The organism is Kitasatospora sp. NPDC002227, assembly GCF_040296285.1.
GTDB lineage: Bacteria > Actinomycetota > Actinomycetes > Streptomycetales > Streptomycetaceae > Kitasatospora.
Genome location: NZ_JBEOWY010000026.1, coordinates 82,234 through 101,308, shown reverse-complemented (window position 1 = coordinate 101,308; position 19,075 = coordinate 82,234). Strand labels below are relative to the sequence as shown.

Here is a 19,075-nt window from a genome sequence, read left to right as displayed (position 1 = left end):
CGTTGAGCGGCACGGCAACCACCGGAATAGGGTGATCCCGCGCACTGCGTCCTCGCTGTGTTTTGTTACTAAAGGAATCTCCAACCCGGATCAAGCGATCCAGGCCGGGGATGTCAACATATCTGGCGTTGACTTTTGGCACGCTGTTGAGTTCTCAAGGAACGGACGCTTCCTTCGAGCTGCTCTCGCAAGCTCTCCGGGCGCTTCGTCTTCCATTCGGTTTTTCCTGCCGGTCTGCGGCCTGACGGCCCGTCCGACGTTTCAAACTCTAGCCGATCCCCGCTCCGAAAAGCGAATCCGGCCCCAATCCGATAAACGCACACGACAAATTCGGGCCGAGGCACGCCGAAAGCATGACTCCGCCGCGAGCGAAGTGGTGGTTCAAGGGATTGGCTACCCCGGGATCGTCCGTGCAGAGTGCGCGTCCGGTTCTCCCTGGCAGGCAGCTCGAAGAACACTAGACCTCCAGGACACCCGAGTCAAGGCAGGCCTCCCCAGCTGGGAGGACGGGCGGGGCGGAGGGCAGGTGGAAGGCCAGGACGGCCACGTCGTCGTCGTGCTCGGCGGTCACGCCCATCGCCCGGAGCAGGCGGGCGCAGACCACCTCGGGTTCGCCGGGGGCGCCGCTGAGGGTGTGGGCGAGCTGGTCGAGTCCCTGGTCGATGTCCTCGTCCCGGCGTTCGACCAGGCCGTCGGTGTAGAGGACGCCGGTGGTGCCGGGGAGGAGGCGCAGGGTGTGGGAGAGGTGGCCGCCGCTGCCGGTGCCCAGGGGCGGGCCGTTGAGCTCCTCGCCGCGCAGGACGGTGCCGTCGGGAGTGCGCAGGAGGAGGGGGAGGTGGCCGGCGGAGGCGTAGACGAGCGTGCCGGGGGCGGCGTCCCAGACGGCGTAGGTGCAGGTGGCGATCTGGTTGGCGTCGATCTCCATGGCGAGGCCGTCGAGCAGGCGCATCACCTCGTGGGGCGGGAGGTCGAGCCGGGCGTAGGCGCGGACCGCCGTGCGGAGCTGGCCCATCACGGCGGCGGCACGCAGGCCGCGGCCCATCACGTCGCCGATCACGAGTGCCGTCCGGCCGCCGCCGAGTTCGATGACGTCGTACCAGTCACCGCCCACGGCCGCGTCGGCGCCGCCGGGCTGGTAGGTGGCGGCGACCCGGAGGTCGCTGGGCTGTTCGAGCTTCTGCGGGAGCAGGCTGCGCTGCAGCGTGACGGCGGCCTCGCGTTGGCGGCGCTCGGCCTCGCGCAGGCGGGTGGCGGCCTGGACCTGGTCGGTGACCTCGGAGGCGTAGATCAGGACGCCCGGCGGCTGCGCGGCGGGGCTGCCGGGTTTGGTCTCGGCGCCGAGCGGCACGCAGGCCACGTTGTAGTAGCGGCTGCCGGCCAGGCCGAGGATGCAGCGGGCCTTCACGCTGCGGGGCCGTCCGCTGCGGACCACCTGGTCGAGGAGGGGGAGGACTCCGAGGGTGGCGAGCTCGGGGAGCGCCTCGGCGGCGGGCAGGCCGGCGGGGCGGTCGCCGAAGAGTTCGCGGTAGGCGCGGTTGGCGTAGCCGAGCTGGTGCAGCGGGCCGTAGGTGACGGCGACCGGGGCGGGGAGGCGGCTCAGCACGTCGCGGAGGTCGTAGAGCTCGTGGATCTCGCGGAGGTCGAGCAGTGCCGGGGCCGCGCTCGGTTCACGCGGGGCCGGCACGGTGACCGGCTCGCCGGAGGCGGCGGTGGGAGCAGCACGCCATGCGGCTCCGGTGAGCCGGGCGCTCCAGCGGATGAGGTTCAACGACGGCCGCTTCCTCGGTCGAATGGCAGGTAGTCAATCACACCTTGTGTGCATCTTGGCACGTGCAGTGATGATCCCGATGGGCTGATCCTGTCAGGCTCGGCGCCGTTCCGGAAGTCGTCGGTCCGGTACGGCGGCGGATGGAGGGGCGAAAGCGGTGGTCGGGACGTTCGGCCGGCTCACTCCCGGGGGAAGCCGGCTTCGAACTCGGAGCGGGGGTGTTCGACCGCACCGAGCGAGACCACTTCGCGGTGGAAGAGGACGCCGAGCAGCCAGTCGGTGAGGACGCGGATGCGCCGGTCGGTGCTGGGCAGGCGGCGCAGGTGGCGGGCGCGGTGCAGCCACCAGGCGCGGCGGCCGGTGAGCTGGCCGCCGCGTTTGGTGTGGGCGACGGCGCGGCGCCGGCCGAGGGAGGTGGAGCATTCCGGCTGTTCCGGCCGGTACGGCTCGGGGGGGTGCCCGGCCAGTACGGCGGTGAGGTTGTCGGCGAGCAGCCGGGCCTGGGCCAGGGCGTGCTGGGCGTTGGGGGCGCACAGACCGCCGGAGGTGTCGGGCGCGCCGGGGTCCGGGACGGCCGCGCAGTCGCCCGCCGCCCAGACGCCGGGCAGCGGCTCGCCGTCCGGTCCGCGGACCTGGAGGGTGGGCAGGCAGGGCACCCGGCCGTTCTGGTCGAGCGGGAGGTCGGTGCTGCGCAGCACGGGGGCGGGGCGCACGCCGGCGGTCCAGACCAGGGTGCGGGCGGCGAAGCGGCTGCCGTCGGAGAGGGCGATCACCTGGCCGACGGCGGATTCCAGCCGGGTCCGCAGTCGGACGTCGACGCTCCGGTCGCGCAGTTCGGCCAGGGTGTGGGCGGCGAGTTCGGGCGACTCCTCGGGGAGGATTCGGTCGGTGGCCTCGACCAGCACCCAGCGCAGGTCCTCGGCGGTGAGGTTGTAGTAGCCCTTGGTCGCGTACCTGGCCATGTCCTCCAGCTCGGCGAGGGCGCCGACGCCCGCGTAGCCCGCGCCGACGAAGACGAACGAGAGCGCGGCCTGGCGCAGCTCGGGGTCGCGGGTGGTGGAGGCGAGGTCGAGCTGTTCGAGCACGTGGTTGCGCAGGCTGACGGCCTCGCCGACGGTGGAGAAGCCGAGGCCGTGCTCGGCCAGGCCGGGGACGGGGACGGTGCGGGAGACCGAGCCGGGGGCGATCACCAGCAGGTCGTAGCCGAGCAGGGAGACGTCGGCCGGGCCGCCGCGGGCGCCGGCGTCGACCCAGACCTGGCGGACGGCGTGGTCGATCCGGGTGACCCGGGCGGTGAGCACCCGGCAGTGGGGCAGCACCCGGCGCAGCGGCACCACCACGTGGCGGGGGTCGATGGAACCGGCGGCGACCTCGGCGAGCAGCGGCTGGTAGGTGAGGTAGGGCTGCGGCTCGACCACGGTGATCTCGGCCCGGCCGTCCCCCAGCCGGTCGCGCAGGGTCTGCTGGAGGCGGAGTGCGACGGCCATTCCCGCGCAGCCGCCGCCGACGATCAGTACCTTGATGGGGCACCCCCTGCGGATGTGGGCCGGTTCACGGCAACCATGACGCCCTGCCGGGTGGGTTCTTGTCCACAGGGCGTACCGGATCGGGTTGTCTCGAACTCGTGCCCGGGCGTGTCCGGAGCGGCCCGAGTCGGGCGGCGACGGCCCGTTTCGCGCCGGGGGGCAGGGTTTCCGTCCACTTCTGCCGCGAACTTCCTTGAACTATGGTCGGATTGTGCGCCGGGACCGAGCGGTCCGGCGTCGGCCTGAGGCGGTTTCTGACTGCGCCTGGGCGTTCCGGGGAAGGTTGGTCCACGGAAGTCCGCCTGGACTGGGCGGAAGCACCGCGCACCGGGGGGTGCGAAGCGGCCAGGCAGGGGTGCCCGAGAGGGCTCCTGCGGGGGAGGGTTTGGGATGACGGATCAGGACCAGGTGCTCGGGGTGCACGGCGTGGTGCCCGGGCGGTCGCAGGAGGCGCACGGGGTCGTGCCCGAGCAGCGGGGGCCGGTGGACCGGTACCTGGCGCCCGGGGCCGCCCCGACGGCGGTGGCGGTGGAGCCACCGGCGGTGCCGTCCCGGCTGCGGGTGGACGCCCGGCGCAATCTGGAGAGCGTGCTGCGGGCGGCCCGGCAGGTCTTCGGCGAGCTCGGCTACGACGCACCGATGGAGGAGGTCGCCCGGCGGGCCGGGGTCGGCGTCGGCACGGTGTACCGCCGCTTCCCGAGCAAGGAGGTGCTGGTCCAGCGGATCGCCGCCGAGGAGGTCGCCTGGCTGACCGCCCAGGCCCGGGACTCGCTGTACGGCAACTCCGGGCCGTGGGACGCGCTGGCGGACTACCTGGCCCGGGCGGTGGCCTCGGGCGCCGGCCGCTTACTCCCGCCCTCGGCCTTCCGCTACGCGGAGCAGCTGGGCACGGTGGCCGACGGGGCCGTACCGGAGCAGCGGCTCGCGGAGCAGCAGGCGGATCTGGCGCTCGCGGCCGGGCAGTTCGGCGGGGTGCCGGGGTACGGGGGGCAGCAGACGGCGACGGGGGTGTCCCGCTTCGGCTCGGACGGGTTCGCGCTGCAGGAGCGGACCGGCCTCGACCGCGGTGTCGGTGAGCGGGGCCTGGGTGAACAGGTTTTCGGTGCGGGTGGGTCGGTCCTCGCGCCGGTGGAACGGGGCTCGGGCGCGGCGGCCGGGGCGGGGAGCGAGCAGGCGCTCCCGGACGAGGCGGATCCCCGGCTGCTGCTCCACCTGCTGGCCGCGCTGGTGGCGCGCGCGGCGGCGGCCGGTGAGCTCCGGCCCGGGGTGACGGTGGCGGACGTGGTGCTGGTGCTGACGGCCGCGGTGCCGGTGCACGTGGCCCAGGCCCGCGGCCACGACGGCGAGCCGCACCACGGCCCGTCAGCTGCCCGCCCGGTGGTCTCCGCCGGGGGCTGGGAGCAGCCCGCCGGTCAACCGTACGATGCTCCTGCGGACCGCCTGTTGCGGATTCTGCTGCAAGGACTGCGGGCCCGCTGATCTCCGGTGGCCCCTTGATGTTCACGGCCCGAACAGAACCTCGATCCGCAGCTCGGAAGAGTGGGCCGCCGGGCCTGTGGCTACCAGTCACAGCTCCGCTATGCCATTCTTTGGCCGTGGTTGGAGCCATTGTCCCGTTGCGCACCGTTCATCCGCCCTTGCGCGCTCGGGCGGGCGCGCCCCGGAGCGCGTCGGTCGGTGCGCGCCGCGGGTGCGGTGACGCCGTGGGCCGTACCGAGCACTGGGGGCCGTGTTGAGCGCCGAGGAGCAGAACGAGCGCGGCCACGGCCGGGAGTTGCCCGGCCAGGTGCCGGACCAGGCGGGCGCACCACTGCGGGAGTCGCTCGCCGGCCGGGTGCCCGGGCAGGCCCCCGCCGGGCAGGGCGGGGTCACCCCCGAGGCGTTCGTCGCCCGCGAGGGGGCGCGCGAGGGCGCCCGGGACGGCGCCCAGAGCCCCGGTGGCGACCCGGGCGCACGCGCGCTGGTGCCCGCCCCCGCGGACCCGGTGGACGGCGAACGGCCGCCCTCGGACGCGGAGTTGACGGCGCTGGTGCGCGCGGGCGACGACAGCGCGTACGAGGAGATCTACCGGCGGCACGTCGGCTCGGTGCGCCGCTACGCCCGTACCTGCTGCCGGGACAGCTTCACCGCGGAGGACTTGGCGGGCGAGGTGTTCGCCCGCACCCTGCAGGCCCTGCGAGCGGGCAAGGGTCCGGAATTCGCCGTCCGCGCCTACCTGCTGACGGCGGTGCGCAACGTCGCCGCCGCCTGGGCCCGCAGCGAGCGCCGCGAGCAACTGGTGGACGACTTCAACGCGTTCGCCCAGACCGCGGCCGCCACCGCCGAGCTGGACCTGGCCGATCCGGGTGCCGATGCCTGGGCGATGGCGATGGCCGACCAGCGGATGGTGATGCAGGCCTTCGTCGGGCTGCCCGAGGACGACCGGATGGTGCTCTGGCACACCGAGGTCGAGCGGGAGTCGCCCAAGACGGTGGCCGTGCTGCTCGGCAAGACCGCAAACGCCACCGCCGTGCAGGCCCACCGGGCGCGTGACCGCCTCGCCGCGGGCTTCCTGCAGGCGCACGTCTCGGGCAGCCAGGAGCAGGACTGCGCCGCCTACGCCAACCGGCTGGGCGCGTACGCCCGGGGCTCGCTGCGCAAGCGCGCCTCGGCGGAGGTCGGGCGGCACGTGCAGGAGTGCGACCGCTGCACGGCCGCGTACCTGGAGCTGACGGAGATCAACACCGGCCTGCGGGCGCTCCTGCCCGGCGGGGTGCTGGTCTGGGTCGGGGCCGGGTACTTCACCGCCGCCGCGGCGGCGGTCGGCGCCGGGGTGGTCGGTACGGCCGCCGTGGTCGGCGGTACCTCGGCGGCCGGTACCTCGGCGGCCGGTGGTGCGGCGGCGGGTGCCGGCGGTGCCGGGGCTTCGGGTGGTGGTTCCGGCGGGGTCGGGACGATCGCCGGGGAGGGGCTGGGGACGACCGCGAAGGCGGCGATCGCCGCCGGGGTCGCCGTCGCGGCCGCCGCCGTGGCGGCGTATGCGCTGAGCGGTGCGCCCGAGCCCAAGCCGCCGGTGGCCGCACCGGTGGCCTCCGCGCCCGCGCTGCCGCCGCCGGTCGCGCCCGCCTCCCCCTCGCCCTCGGCCTCCCCCTCCCAGGAGCCGTCACCCGCGCCGGTGCTGCCCCGGGCGGTGCCCGCCAGCCACCCGGCCACGCCGAAGCCGTCACCGACGCCGACCCCCACTCCGACGCCCACCCCCACGCCGGAGCCCAGCACGCCCGCGCCGCCGGTGGTCGAGGTGCCGACCCCGCCCGCGCCGCCGGTGATCACCCCGGTCCCGGTGCCGACGCCGACCTTCACCCCGCCCGCCCCGCCGACCGACTTCTGGGTGGACGGCCTCCCGTACGGCAAGGACGGCCACCGGGGCGAGCCGGCCGGGCCGAGCATCCGGCGCGAGAGCGACTGGACCTGGCAGCGCGACAGCCTGTGGATGAACGGCAAGCAGTACCGGCACGGCCTCGCCGTGCACGCCCCCTCGACCGTGACCATCGACCTGAACCGCAGCTGCACCGCCTTCGAGGCCGTCGCCGGGCTGGACGACTTCGCCCCGCAGGTGGAGGACGTGGTCTTCAGCGTGCAGGGCGACGGCGGCCGGACGCTCTGGAGCTCCGGCACCTTCCGGCCGGGGGACGCGCCGCTGGCGGTGCGGGTGCCGCTGGCCGGTCAGAAGTCGGTGCGGCTGGTGGTCGCCCCGGCCGGGGACAGGTGGTCGCTGATCAACCTCTCCGACTGGGCCGAGGCGCGGTTCACCTGTACGTGAGGGCTAGACGGCGCAGCTGCCGTCGGTGCAGGCCTCGCCCTCGGGGGTGGTCGCGTCGGTCTCGGCCGCGACCTGGGTCAGCACCTGCAGGAAGGTTTCGGCCTCCTGGCCGCCCTGGACGGCGTACTTGCCCTCGAAGACGAAGGTGGGGACGGCGCTGATGCCGAGCCGGCGGGCCTCCTCGAGCTGGGCGCGGACCTCGGCAGTGCCCTCCTCGCCCGCCAGGTAGGCGGCCACCCGCTCTCGGTCCAGGCCGGTGGCGACGGCGATCTCGGTGAGCTGGGCACGGTCGCCCACGTCCGCACCGTCGGTGAAGTGCGCCTTGAGCAGCGCCTCCTTCAGCGCGCCCTGCACGGCCGCGCCGTACTCCTGCTCGGCGAGGTGCAGCAGGCGGTGGCCGAGGAAGGTGTTGGAGTGCAGCGCGGCGTCGAAGTCGTACGTGATGCCCTCGGCCCGGCCCAGCTCGGTCACCCGGGCGTCCATCGCGACGGACTGCGGGCCGTAGCGCTCGGCGAGCCAGGCGCGGTGCGGCGAGGCCTCGGCCGGGGCGTCGGGCACCAGCTGGTACGGGCGGTAGACCACCTCGACGGCGTCCTTCCCCTCGAACCGGTCCAGGGCCTGCTCGAAACGGCGCTTGCCGATGTAGCACCAGGGGCAGGCGATGTCCGAGTAGATCTCGACCTTCATGACGGGGGGCTCCTGTCGGATGGGGGTGTTCCGACTGGGTGAACCGTCAACTATGTGGGGGTATTCCCGGTACGCCCGTATCTACGCCGGCGGGGCGGGCACGACCAGGACCGGGCAGGCGGCGTGGTGGACGGCCGCCGTGCTGACCGAGCCGAGCAGGAGGCGGGCGAAGCCGCCGTTGCCGCGGGTGCCGACCACCAGGGTGTGGCGGCCGGGGGTGCAGGCGAGCAGCACCTCGATCACGTTGCCGAGCACGACGTGCAGGCCGAGCGGGCCGGTGTAGCGGTGGGGCCTGGCCTGCTGGACGGTGCTCACGGCTCGGCGCAGGCCGTCGGCCATGCTCGCTTCGAGGCGCTCGACGCTCTCCTGCACCAGCTCGGCCATGCCCGGCGGATAGCCGGACGGGGAGGGGTTGACCACGGCGAGGACGTACAGCGGCAGGCCGTGGGCCTGGGCCTCGGTCATGGCGCGGTCGAGGGCCCAGAGGGAGCCGTCGGAGCCGTCGCAGGCGACGAGGACGCCTCCGGCGGTGGGGGGCTCGGTGGAGACGGGGTGGTCGGTCATGGGGCCCAAGTGTGGGGGACGGAGGGGGGCGCGGGGTGGAGCGACCCGGGGGCGTCGTGATCAGGGAAGCTCCGGGCGCACCGGGGCCGGGAGGCCGGTCCAGCAGGTGCCGCGGCGGGCGGTGGTGCGGCGGAGCCAGAGTTCGGTGGCGATCAGGTCGGCGAGGCCGGCGAGGGTGTCCGGTGGGAGGGGGGTGCCGGGGGCGGCGGCTTCGGCGAGGGCGGTGCGGACGGCGGGGAGGTCGATCAGGCCGGCCTCGGCGAGCAGGGGTGCGCGGAAGAGTTCGGCGAGCGGGTCCGCGGCGAGCCGCAGGCCGGTGCGGGCCTGGGCGGCACGGTCGGGGCGGGGGCCGCGGCCCCAGTCCGGCGGCAGGTCGGTGCGGCCGGCGCCGGTGAGGACGGCCCGCAGCAGGGCGTGCCGGGCACCCGGCTGCAACCGGGTCTCGTCGGGCAGCAGGGCGGCGGCCCGGACCACCTGGTTGTCCAGGAAGGGGGCGTGCAGCCGCTGGCCGTACTGCTCGGTGGCCTGGACGAGCGTGCGGTAGTCGGCCGCATGCCGGTGCAGTGCGTGGCGGGCCCGGCGGGCACCGGGCGGTTCGGTGGGGGCCGGCTGCCGGGCGGCGAGGCGCAGGCGCAGCGCGACGGCGGAGAGGGCGTCGTCGGAGAGCCAGCGGGCCGCCGGGCCGGGGGTGCACCAGGCGAGGGCGATGTGCGAGCGCAGCGCGGCCTTCGGGCCGGACGGCCGACGCAGTGTCAGGGCGACCGCCGCGTCGTCCAGCGCCTCGGCGTAGCGGGCCCGGGCCAGTCGGCGGGCGGCCCGCAGGGCGGCCACGGGGGTGCGCAGGCCGCCGTCGTGCGAGGCCAACGCGGCCATCGGGGCAAGGAGTTCGCGCGAGCGCCCGGCCCGGATCAGGTCGGCCAGCCGGGCCGGGTGGCCGTCGAGCAGATGGCGGGCGCCGTAGCCGGTGAGGTGGTCGGCGCCGCCGGAGTCGAAGCGGGCGGCGGTACCGGTGGCGGTCACCAGCACCGGGCCCGGCTCGTCGGTCAGCGGCCCGGCGCCGAACTCCTGCTCGGGGTCGGACAGTTCGGCGTACGGGAGGGCGGGCGGCAGGAGCAGGTGGCGCAGCCGGGGGGCCTCGACGGCGAGGGCGTGGTGCGCGCCGGGCTCGCCGTCGGCCGGCCCGCCCTCGGCGGACACCGCCTCGGTGGGCAGGCCTTCGCCGAGGGTGACGGCGGCGAGGGCGTCGGGGGCGGCCTCCGGCGGGTCGGCCGGCGCTCCCGGGCGGGCCCAGGAGCCTTTGACGGCACCGGTCCTGGGCCGGGGCGCGGCCGGATCGGGCCCCTGGGGGGCGGCGGTGGCCGGCGCGATCGGGACGGCGGCGGCGAGCAGGGCGACGGTCGCGGAGGCGGTGCCGTACGAGAGGTCCACCCCCAGGCGGGGCCGCTCGCCGCCGGTGGCCTCGGGCGGGGCGGTGCGGACCCGGCAGCGGACGGCCTCGAGCAGGGCCCTGGTCAGCTCCCGCACCGCCGGGGCCTCGGCCCGGCGGCCGGCGGGGCCGAGGGGCGCGGGGGCGTACGGCTCGTGCCGGTCGTACGGCACCAGCTGGGCCCGGCCGCTGCGGATGGCCAGCACCTGCCCGGGCGGGACGCGGTGGACGCCCTGGTACGGGGTGCCGGTGCCGATCGCCTCCGGCGACTCCGGGCAGGCCAGCCGGGCCGCCAGGTGGCCGGTGTCGACGGCGGCGCCGGTGAGGTCGGCCAGCGGGAGGGCGGCCGTGGCGTACGCGGTGCCGCCGTGCCAGGGGGTGTGGAAGACGGGCTGGACGCCGGCGAGGTCGGTGAGCAGCTGGGTGCTGTGCAGGCCGGAGCGCAGCACGGCCGTGTAGCTGCCGGGCCAGCCGGTGAGGTGGCGGACGGCGCCGCCGCGGGCGGTGGCGAGGCCGGCGGCGAGTTCGGCGTCGGTGGCGCCGCAGCGGCCGAGCACGGCGAGGCGGCTGGTTGCCGGGGTGTCCTGGTCGGTGGGGTCGGGGCCGTCGAGTCCGGTGGTCACGGTGGCCGGGCGGCCCGGATGGAGGGTGACCAGGCGGATCTCGTCCGGCCGCCAGTCCCCGACGGCCCAGAGCGGGTCGGGGCCGGTCCACAGCGGGGTGGCCGCGAGCGGGCGGAGCGCGGCGGGCACCGTGGGGGTGCTGCCGCTCCAGCCCGTGAGCCATCGCATGCTGGGGCCTCCGCTGCCGCCGCTGCCGCGTGGGGCGGGGCGTGGGAGTGCTCCGCCTGGGGCCATCCTGCCACTGGTTCCGCGAGGGCGGGGAGAGTTGGGACGAGAGTGCTCACCGGAGCTGAGTGCACGTCACGCGATGGCGGTCGGACCGGGCCTCCCCCTCCGTGGCCCGGGCCGCCGTGGTGGGGGGTGTGCGGCGCGGCTGGCATGGACACTGCCGGATGGCCGAAACTGTCGCACTGCCCGGGAGGGCATCCGCATGCCCTCCCGGACCCGCCCCCGCCCGCGGGGATGTAGGCGGCGGCGTCCCCCGGCCCGCCGGGTCCTCGACGACGGGCCGACCCACAGGCTCCAGCGAATCGCCGACCTGGCAAGCCGACCAGGGAGCACGGGCGGGCGCACATCGGCACGGGACCGGAGCACACCCGTCCGCCGCGCCGCCGGGCGGCACGGGAGGCCAGGTGGCGGCGGCGGTAGGGGGCGCTGGTTCCCGCCATCCGGAATGCGGGCCCTTAACCCTCGGAACGCGGCCGACTACGCTAGGTGCAACAGCGTGGCGGCCCCGCCCTCCTCCCCTCCCGGGAGCCGGGTGGCCCGAATGCCATGCAATGCCAGCCAAAAAGCCATCAAGTGCCACTAAAAGCCACTAGATGCCACCGCGAAACGGCCCCCGCCAGCCGGCCCGGCGCCACCTCCGCAGTGCCATACTCGCAGTGCCAGCAGGGGGTGCCACCGCCACCATGACCGTCAGCTCACGTGGACCGAACGAACGGCTCGGCGCGCTCCTCACCTTGGCCCAGATCAGCAACGCCGGCCTGGCCCGCCGGGTCAACGACCTGGGCACCCAGCGGGGCCTGACGCTCCGTTACGACAAGACCTCGGTGGCCCGCTGGGTCAGCAAGGGCATGATCCCGCAGGGCCCGGTGCCGCACCTGATCGCCACCGCGATCGGCAGCAAGCTCGGCCGCCCCGTGCCGCTGGACGAGATCGGCCTCGGCGACACCGACCCGGCTCCCGAACTCGGCCTGGCCTTCCCGCGCGAGGTGCCGGAGGCCGTCCGCTCCGCGACCGACCTGTGGCGGGTCGACCTGGAGCTGCGGCGCGGCCCCGGCGGCGGCCGGTGGAGCGACAGCCTGGCCGGCACCTTCGCGGTCTCCGCCTACGCGACCCCGGTCTCCCGCTGGCTGATCACCCCCGCCGACGGCTCGGTGGCCCGGGAGCCGCTCGTCCCCGACCTGGCCGGGTACCGGGTCGGCCACGCGGACGTCGCCAAACTGCGCGAGGCCGCCCAGGAGGCCCGCCGCTGGGACTCCAAGTACGGTGGCGGGGACTGGCGTTCATCGATGGTGCCGGAGTGCCTGCGGGTCGAGGCGGCCCCGCTGCTGCTCGCCTCCTACAGCGACACGGTGGGCCGGGCGCTGTTCGGCGCGACGGCCGAACTGACCAGGCTGGCCGGGTGGATGGCCTTCGACACCGGCCAGCACGAGGCCGCCCAGCGGTACTACATCCAGGCCCTGCGGCTGGCCCGGGCGGCGGCCGACGTGCCGCTCGGCGGGTACGTACTGGCCTCGATGAGCCTTCAGGCCAGCTACCGCGGCTTCGCCGAGGAGGCCGTCGACCTCGCCCAGGCCGCCCTCGAGCGCAACCGGGGCCTGGCCACGGCCCGGACCATGAGCTTCTTCCACCTGGTCGAGGCCCGGGCCCAGGCCAAGAGCGGCAACGCGGCGGCCTGTGCGGCAGCGCTCGGCGCCGCGGAGGGCGCGTTGGAGCGCGCCCGCGCCGGGGACGCCGACCCGGCGTGGATCGACTTCTACGCCTACGACCGGCTCGCGGCCGACGCCGCGGAGTGCTTCCGCGACCTCGGAGTGCCGAGCAAGGTCCGGCAGTTCACCCGGGAGGCGCTGGCCCGGCCGACCGAGGGCTTCGTCCGCTCGCACGGCCTGCGCCTGGTGGTCTCCGCGATGGCCGAGGCCGAGGCGGGCGACCTGGAGGCCGCCGTCGCGGCCGGCGAGCGCGCCGTCGACCTGGCCGGCCGGATCTCCTCCCAACGCAGCCGCGAGTACGTGGTCGAGCTGCTCCGCCGGCTCGAGCCCTTCCAGGACGAGCGCCGGGTGAGGGAGTTGACCGAGCGGGCCCGCCTGGTGCTGGCCGCCCCGGCGTAGCCGGGCCGATATTCGGGTGCGGGCGCGGCCGGCCCCTCGTTATGGTCGGTCACGTCCAGGTGCGCAGGCAGGGGTTACTTCCACTCTTAATGGGCAGGTCGCGGGTTCGAGTCCCGTCACCGACTTCGGGTCGGTGTAGCTCAGCCGGTAGAGCAGCTATGTCACCCCAGCCGACCTTTGATCTCTGGACACACCGGATGCCCGGTGCGCAGGCAGTGGTTACTTCGATGGAGTGCCCCCTCGGGGCGCGTGGAAGTCGAGTTCTCACGTCACCACAGCCGCTCCGACCTCGGGCATCCGGTGCTTCGCCTGCGCGCATCCGCCCGACGATCCCGCAGGGGAGGCCCCGCCATGTCCCGTTTCAACCTCCGGCGCAAGCCGCAGCCAGCCGCAGCGGCCCCGCTCAACCACGAGGGGGCCGTCGGCCACCTGCGGGGTGCGAAGTCGGAGCTCTTCCTGCTGGCGGTGGCCGACTTCGTCGGCCAGGACACCTACTACGAGCGCGGCGGGGAGCGGGACGACCGCTTCACCGCGCTGGTGCGCGAACTCGCCGTCGCCGACCCGGAGTGGACCCTCGGGCTGCTGCGCTGGCTGCGCGGCGAGGGCGGGATGCGGACGGCCGCGCTGGTCGGCGCCGCCGAGTTCACCCGGGCCCGGCTCGACGCGGGCCTGCCCGGCCACTCCCGGCAGGCCGTCGACGCCGTGCTCCGACGCCCGGACGAGCCGGGCGAGTTGCTCGCGTACTGGACCTCCCGGTACGGCCGCTCGCTGCCCAAGCCGGTCAAGCGCGGGGTGGCCGACGCCGTGCGCCGGCTCTACAACAACCGGGCGCTGCTGAAGTACGACACCGCCGCCAAGGGCTACCGCTTCGGCGACGTCCTGGAGTTGACCCACCCGACGCCGCACCCCGAGAAGCCCTGGCAGGGCGAGCTGTTCCGCTACGCGCTGGACCGCCGCCACCGCCCGGACGAGGCCGTGCCGCCGGTGAGCGACCGACTCCTCACCGCCAACCGCGAGTTGCTGGCCCTGCCGGTGGCCGAGCGGCGCGGCGCCGTGACGGCGCCGGGCGGGGCCGAGCGGCTGGCGGCGGCCGGGCTGACCTGGGAGGCGCTGGCCGGCTGGCTGCAGGGCCCGCTGGACGCGCCGGTCTGGGAGGCCGTGATCCCGTCGATGGGCCCGATGGCCCTGGTGCGGAACCTGCGCAACTTCGACCAGGCCGGGGTCTCGGACGAGGTGGCCGCCGAGGTCGCCCGCCGGATCAGCGACCCCGCCGAGGTGGCGCGCTCGCGGCAGTTCCCGTTCCGCTACCTGGCGGCGTACCGGCACGCGCCCTCGCTGCGCTGGGGCCACGCCCTGGAGACGGCGCTCGGCCACTCGCTGTCGAACGTGCCCGCGCTGCCCGGCCGCACCCTGGTGCTGGTCGACCGCTCGGGCTCGATGTTCGACCGCCCGAGCGAGCGCACCCAGCTCAACCGGGCCGACTCGGCGGCGGTCTTCGGCACGGCGCTGGCCGCGCGGGCCGCGAAGGCCGATCTGGTGCAGTTCGGCACCGGGAGCGCGGTGGTCAGGCTCGGTCGGGGCGAGTCCGTCCTGCGGGCCCTCGACCGCTTCGGCGACCTGGGCGGCACCGAGACCGCCCGGGCGCTGGCCGAGCACTACCGGGGCCACGACCGGGTGGTGATCATCACCGACGAGCAGGCGTACGGCCACTACGGCCCCGACCCGCTCGCCGCCGTCCCGGCCGACGTCCCGGTCTACACCTGGAACCTGGCCGGCTACCGCGTCGGCCACACCCCCGCAGGCGCCGCCCACCGGCACACCTTCGGCGGCCTCTCGGACGCGGCCTTCCGCCTGATCCCCCTCCTGGAGGCCGGACAGAGCGCGGCCTGGCCGTAGGGCCTGCCTCACGATTCCCGCCGGGGCCGACCCGCCCGGCACGCGCCCCCAGCCTTCGGCCGGGAGGTGCCCCCTTCGCCGCACGGCCGAAACGCCCAGGTAGCTCCGCTACGAGGGCGCTCCGGCCGCACGCCGATAGCACGCACCGAACGACCCGGCCTGATCCGACGCGAATCGTAAGGCAGGCCCTGGGAGCAGTAGCGCGGAAGCCGCCACCCGCCGTACTCCTGATGCGTAGAGTGCGGCGGGTGGAAGGGGTGGCGATGGCGGAGTACGACGTCGTGGTGGTCGGCGGGGGCATCGTGGGGCTGTCGACCGCGTACGCGTTGACGGTGGCGCGGCCGGGGGTCCGGGTCGCCGTGGTGGAGAAGGAGCCGGAGTTCTCGCGGCACCAGACCGGGCGCAACAGCGGGGTCATCCACAGCGGTGTGTACTACCGGCCGGGGTCGTTGAAGGCACGGTACGCGACCGAGGGCGCCGCCGAGATGGTGGAGTTCTGCAAGGCCCAGGGCATCCCGTACGAGGTGACCGGCAAGCTGATCGTGGCCACCTCGGCCGAGGAGCTGCCCCGGCTGCGGGCGCTGGCCGAGCGCGGCCGGGAGAACGGCATCCCCGTCACCGAGCTGGACGCGGCGGGCATCCGCTCGTACGAGCCCGAGGTGGCCGGCCTGGCCGGGCTGCACATCGGCACCACCGGCATCTGCGACTACCCCGCCGTGGCCCGCCGCTACGGCGAACTCGCCGAGCAGGCCGGGGCGGAGCTGATCACCGGCACCGAGGTGCTGGCCGTCACCCGCCGCGCGGACGGCGTCACCGTCCGGGCCGGGCAGCGCGAGCTGCGCTGCGGGGTGCTGGTCAACTGCGCCGGGCTGCACAGCGACCGCGTCGCGCGGCTGGCCGGGGACGACCCCGGGGTGCGGATCATCCCGTTCCGGGGCGAGTACTACGAACTGGTCGAGCACCGGCGGGGCTTGGTGCGCGGACTGGTCTACCCGGTGCCGGACCCGGCCTTCCCCTTCCTCGGCGTGCACCTCACCCGGGGTGTGCACGGCGATGTGCACGTGGGCCCGAACGCCGTGCCCGCGCTGGCCCGGGAGGGCTACGACTGGCGGACGGTACGGGCCCGGGACCTCGCCGAGACGGCCGTCTTCCCCGGCACCTGGCAGATCGCCCGGCGGCACTGGCGGTACGAGATCGGCGAGCTGCACCGCTCGCTCTCCAAGCGGGCGTTCACCACGGCTGTCCAGCGGCTGCTGCCCGCCGTGACCACCGCCGACCTGGTCCCGACCGTCGCCGGGGTCCGCGCCCAGGCCGTGGCCCGGGACGGCTCGCTCCTCGACGACTTCGCCTTCGCGGGCTTCGACCCCGACGACCCGCACTCCCCCCGCCGGGTGGTGCACGTGCTCAACGCGCCCTCCCCGGCCGCGACCGCCTCGCTCCCGATCGGCCGCGAAGTCGCCCGCCGGGCACTGGCCGCGCTGGCGGTCAACTGATCCCGGGCAGCGCCCGTCGGCGGCGGGCGGCCCAGGTGCGGTGCACCACCCCGAGCAGCGCCAGCGCCACCGAGACCACCAGCAGCCCGCCCTCCGCCATGAGCGCGAAGGCCCGGGCGGCGCCGCTGCCCTCGACCTGCTCGGTGAACTGCGGCTCGACCCAGCCGTCCGGGTCGTCGGTGACCCGGACCGGCCGGCCGGCCTGGTAGCTCTCGTCGCAGTGGACGCTGTGCTCGTGGGCGGGCTGGTCCTGGTACCGCACGACGCAGCGGTACGAGGTGGTCCGGCCGGTGCTGACCACCACCCGGTCGACGGTGGCCCGGTGCGGGACGCCCCGGTGCGTGAGCACGGTGTCCTGGGTGGCGACGTAGCTGAGGATGGGCACCCCGATGAGCGGGGCAAGGAGCAGCAGCACGGTCAGCACCCGCAGCGCGGCGGGGGTGCCGAGCATCATCGGGGTGACCACCAGGGCGGTGGCACCACCGATCAGCAGCACCACGCCGGGCAGGATCAACAGGCCGCCGAAGGCCATCAGGACGCCACCGGCCGGCAGCGCGAGCAGCCCCACGGGTATCCACAGCGCGGCCAGCCACGGCCGCCGGGGGTAGGAGTCCTGGGTGCGCGGGCGGGTCCCCCGCCAGGCTGTGGTCACGGCCGCACATCCTGCCAGGGCCGGCCGACAGACCCGCGGGGAGGGCAACTCCCCGCCGTGCGACGCCCGTCACGCTCCTGGCTGGCCGCCACGGCACCCACGTACTATGGGGCGATTGTGACTGCCTCAGCCCCCGCCCCCAGCACCCAGACCTCTCCGTCCGCGCGGCTGTCGGCCGCTCCGGCCGGGTACCCCGCGCCGATGTACCCGCACCGGGCCACCGAGGCCCAGCACAGCGAGCGCCGCATCCGCAGCTTCCAGCCCCGCCGGGGCCGGATGACCCCGGCCCAGGCCGGTGCGCTGGACCGGGGCTGGGAGACGTACGGCCTCGCCATCGACGGCAGCCCGCTCGACCTCACCACGCTGTTCGGCGGCCTGCCGGTCACGCTGGAGATCGGCTTCGGCATGGGCGAGACCACCGCGCGGATGGCCGCCGCCGACCGGGCCACCGGCATCCTGGCCGCCGACGTGCACACCCCCGGCCACGGCAACCTGCTGCAGCTGCTCGAACGGGACGGCTCGAGCAACGTCCGCCTCGCCGCCGGTGACGCGGTGATCCTGCTGCGCGACATGCTCCCGGACGCCTCGCTGGCCGGGTTGCGGGTGTACTTCGCGGACCCGTGGCCCAAGCCCAAGCACCACAAGCGCCGCCTGATACAGCCCTCCTTCCTGGAGCTGGTGCTCCCCCGGCTCGCGCCGGGCGCGCTGGTGCACTGCGCCACCGACTGGGAGCCGTACGCCGAGCAGATGCTGGCCGTGCTCTCCGACTCGCCCGAGCTGGAGAACCTGCACCCCGAGGGCGACGGCACCGGCTGGCTGGAGCCCGCCGACCACCCGGCCGGCAGCGTGCCGGGCTACGCGCCGCGCCCCGAGTGGCGGCCGGTGACCAAGTTCGAACGGGCCGGGATCGCCAAGGGCCACGTGGTGCACGACCTGCTGTTCCGCCGCCGGTAGTACTGCTGGTGGGGCGGCCGGGGCCAGGCGTTCGGATGTGCGCCATCCTTTCGTGTCGGGTACTCCCCGGGAGGGTGGGGTTCCCCTAGGCTTTTCGGGTGAGCAGCCTGCCCGGCGGCGGCTCGCCCCCCTCGCGGCCCGCGGGCGGAGCGGCCGTCGCCGCTGACGACTCGCCCACGCGCCACTCGGGCGCCCGGCTGATCCCGGGCCCGCGACTGCGCCGGGCGGGCCCGGCGCTGCCCTGGCACCCGCCCGCCCGGCGGCTGGTGCGCCGCACCGCCTTCCTGCATGGCACCGCCGTCTCCTCAGCCCTGGCCGCGCTCGCCCTCGCGGGCTGCGGGGTGCTGATCCTGCAGCTGGTCCACCGGCAGACCGGCACGGTCGGGCTGCTGGTCGGGATGGGCCTGGCGCTGCTGCCGCTGCCGTTCGTGCTCGGGGCGCTGGCCTGGCTGAACCAGACCGGCCGGGTGCCGCTGCGGCACACCCTGTTCTGCCTGGCCTGGGGCGCCTGCGCGGCGACCACGGTGGCGATCATGGCCAACGGCTGGGCCAGTGACTTCCTCATCGCCCACCAGGGCAGTGCCCGGGGCGAGACCCTGGGCGCCGAGTTCGCCACCCCGCTGATCGAGGAGACCGCCAAGGGCGCGGCCCTGCTGCTGCTCCTGCTGCCGGTCCGCCGCCGGCTGCGCTGCCGGACGGTCCGCACCCGCGCCGCGCTCGCCCGGCGCTCCCCCGCGCCGCTGCGCCGCTCGGCCCGCCGCCTGCTGCGCGCCCCGCGGGCTTCGTACCTCCACCCCCGCAGCCGGGCGCGGCGCAACCCGCGCACGCTGGCCGCCGGGGTGGTGCTCGGCGGCGTCACCGCCTGCGGCTTCGCCTTCACCGAGAACGCGCTCTACCTAGGCCGGGCCTTCACCGACGACCAGCAGGCCCGGCTGGACGGGATCGGGCTCGGGGAGACGCCGAGCCTGCGGGACTTCGACAGCACCGTGCACACCTTCGTGCTGCGCGGGCTGCTCTCGCCCTTCGCGCACCCGCTGTTCACCGCGCTGACCGGTCTCGGCCTGGCCGTCGCCCTCACCACCGGCCGCCGCTGGCTGGCCCGCACCGCCGGCCCCGCCGGGCTGCTGCTCTCGATGGCCCTGCACGGCGTCTGGAACGCCGCCGCCGGGCTCGGCACCCACGGCTTCCTGCTGGTGTACGCGGCCCTGATGGTGCCCTGTTTCGCCGCCCTGGTCTGCTTCGCCGCCTGGGCCCGCGCCCGGACCGCCCGGCACGCCGGTCGTAGCCGAACGGCCTAGCAGCCACCGCCCCGAGGCCCCACCGGTACTGCCCTCCCGGCTCTGGCTCCGGGCTC

The 19,075-nt window shown here is 75.4% G+C and carries 12 protein-coding genes, 1 tRNA gene and 1 pseudogene; 8 read left to right on the top strand and 6 right to left on the bottom strand.

What is annotated here, in order from left to right; genetic code table 11:
• Positions 1-517 precede the first annotated feature (517 nt).
• Together ABT095_RS22915 and ABT095_RS22910 are read right to left on the bottom strand one after the other, a co-directional pair.
• Positions 518-1,768: pseudogene (locus tag ABT095_RS22915) on the bottom strand (PP2C family protein-serine/threonine phosphatase); the annotation flags it as partial.
• 179 nt (positions 1,769-1,947) lie between these two features.
• Entirely contained in the window at positions 1,948-3,279 is a 1,332-nt protein-coding gene (locus ABT095_RS22910; RefSeq protein WP_350531336.1) for an NAD(P)/FAD-dependent oxidoreductase, read from the bottom strand.
• Between the two features lie 405 nt (positions 3,280-3,684).
• Here ABT095_RS22910 and ABT095_RS22905 point away from each other — a divergent pair, with 405 nt between their 5' ends.
• Together ABT095_RS22905 and ABT095_RS22900 are read left to right on the top strand one after the other, a co-directional pair.
• Positions 3,685-4,773 (top strand): TetR/AcrR family transcriptional regulator, encoded by a 1,089-nt coding sequence (locus ABT095_RS22905; protein WP_350531334.1) that lies wholly within the window; start codon positions 3,685-3,687, stop codon positions 4,771-4,773.
• Positions 4,774-5,026: 253 nt separating this feature from the next.
• Positions 5,027-7,093 (top strand): sigma-70 family RNA polymerase sigma factor, encoded by a 2,067-nt coding sequence (locus ABT095_RS22900; protein ID WP_350531333.1) that lies wholly within the window; start codon positions 5,027-5,029, stop codon positions 7,091-7,093.
• A gap of 3 nt (positions 7,094-7,096) precedes the next feature.
• Here ABT095_RS22900 and ABT095_RS22895 read toward each other — a convergent pair whose 3' ends face one another.
• The 3 genes from ABT095_RS22895 to ABT095_RS22885 form a co-directional block, all read right to left on the bottom strand.
• A complete protein-coding gene (locus tag ABT095_RS22895; RefSeq protein ID WP_350531332.1) occupies positions 7,097-7,780 on the bottom strand; it encodes a DsbA family oxidoreductase in 684 nt (227 codons plus the stop codon).
• Positions 7,781-7,861: 81 nt separating this feature from the next.
• Positions 7,862-8,344: a universal stress protein gene (locus tag ABT095_RS22890; protein WP_350531331.1), complete on the bottom strand. Its 483-nt coding sequence runs from the start codon at positions 8,342-8,344 to the stop codon at positions 7,862-7,864.
• A gap of 60 nt (positions 8,345-8,404) precedes the next feature.
• Positions 8,405-10,561, bottom strand: coding sequence for an asparagine synthase-related protein (locus ABT095_RS22885; protein WP_350531330.1), 2,157 nt, complete (start codon positions 10,559-10,561; stop codon positions 8,405-8,407).
• 743 nt (positions 10,562-11,304) lie between these two features.
• Here ABT095_RS22885 and ABT095_RS22880 point away from each other — a divergent pair.
• From ABT095_RS22880 to lhgD, 4 genes are all read left to right on the top strand, one after another.
• Positions 11,305-12,726: an NsdA family TPR-like regulatory protein gene (locus tag ABT095_RS22880; RefSeq protein ID WP_350531329.1), complete on the top strand. Its 1,422-nt coding sequence runs from the start codon at positions 11,305-11,307 to the stop codon at positions 12,724-12,726.
• A 44-nt stretch (positions 12,727-12,770) separates the two neighbouring features.
• Positions 12,771-12,851 (top strand) — tRNA-OTHER (locus ABT095_RS22875).
• A 226-nt stretch (positions 12,852-13,077) separates the two neighbouring features.
• Positions 13,078-14,622: a TROVE domain-containing protein gene (locus ABT095_RS22870; RefSeq protein WP_350531328.1), complete on the top strand. Its 1,545-nt coding sequence runs from the start codon at positions 13,078-13,080 to the stop codon at positions 14,620-14,622.
• Between the two features lie 263 nt (positions 14,623-14,885).
• Positions 14,886-16,115 (top strand): L-2-hydroxyglutarate dehydrogenase, encoded by a 1,230-nt coding sequence (gene lhgD, locus ABT095_RS22865; RefSeq protein ID WP_350531327.1) that lies wholly within the window; start codon positions 14,886-14,888, stop codon positions 16,113-16,115.
• Here lhgD and ABT095_RS22860 read toward each other — a convergent pair.
• On the bottom strand, positions 16,108-16,767 hold the full coding sequence (locus ABT095_RS22860) for a hypothetical protein (protein WP_350531326.1): 660 nt from the start codon (positions 16,765-16,767) through the stop codon (positions 16,108-16,110). The two genes, lhgD and ABT095_RS22860, sit on opposite strands and share 8 nt — an antisense overlap.
• Before the next feature lie 117 nt (positions 16,768-16,884).
• Here ABT095_RS22860 and trmB point away from each other — a divergent pair, with 117 nt between their 5' ends.
• Together trmB and ABT095_RS22850 are read left to right on the top strand one after the other, a co-directional pair.
• Positions 16,885-17,721: a tRNA (guanosine(46)-N7)-methyltransferase TrmB gene (gene trmB / locus ABT095_RS22855; RefSeq protein WP_350531325.1), complete on the top strand. Its 837-nt coding sequence runs from the start codon at positions 16,885-16,887 to the stop codon at positions 17,719-17,721.
• A gap of 98 nt (positions 17,722-17,819) precedes the next feature.
• The gene (locus ABT095_RS22850) at positions 17,820-19,019 is read left to right on the top strand and encodes a PrsW family intramembrane metalloprotease (protein WP_350531324.1); all 1,200 of its coding nucleotides are present in this window, start codon (positions 17,820-17,822) and stop codon (positions 19,017-19,019) included.
• Positions 19,020-19,075: the final 56 nt, after the last annotated feature.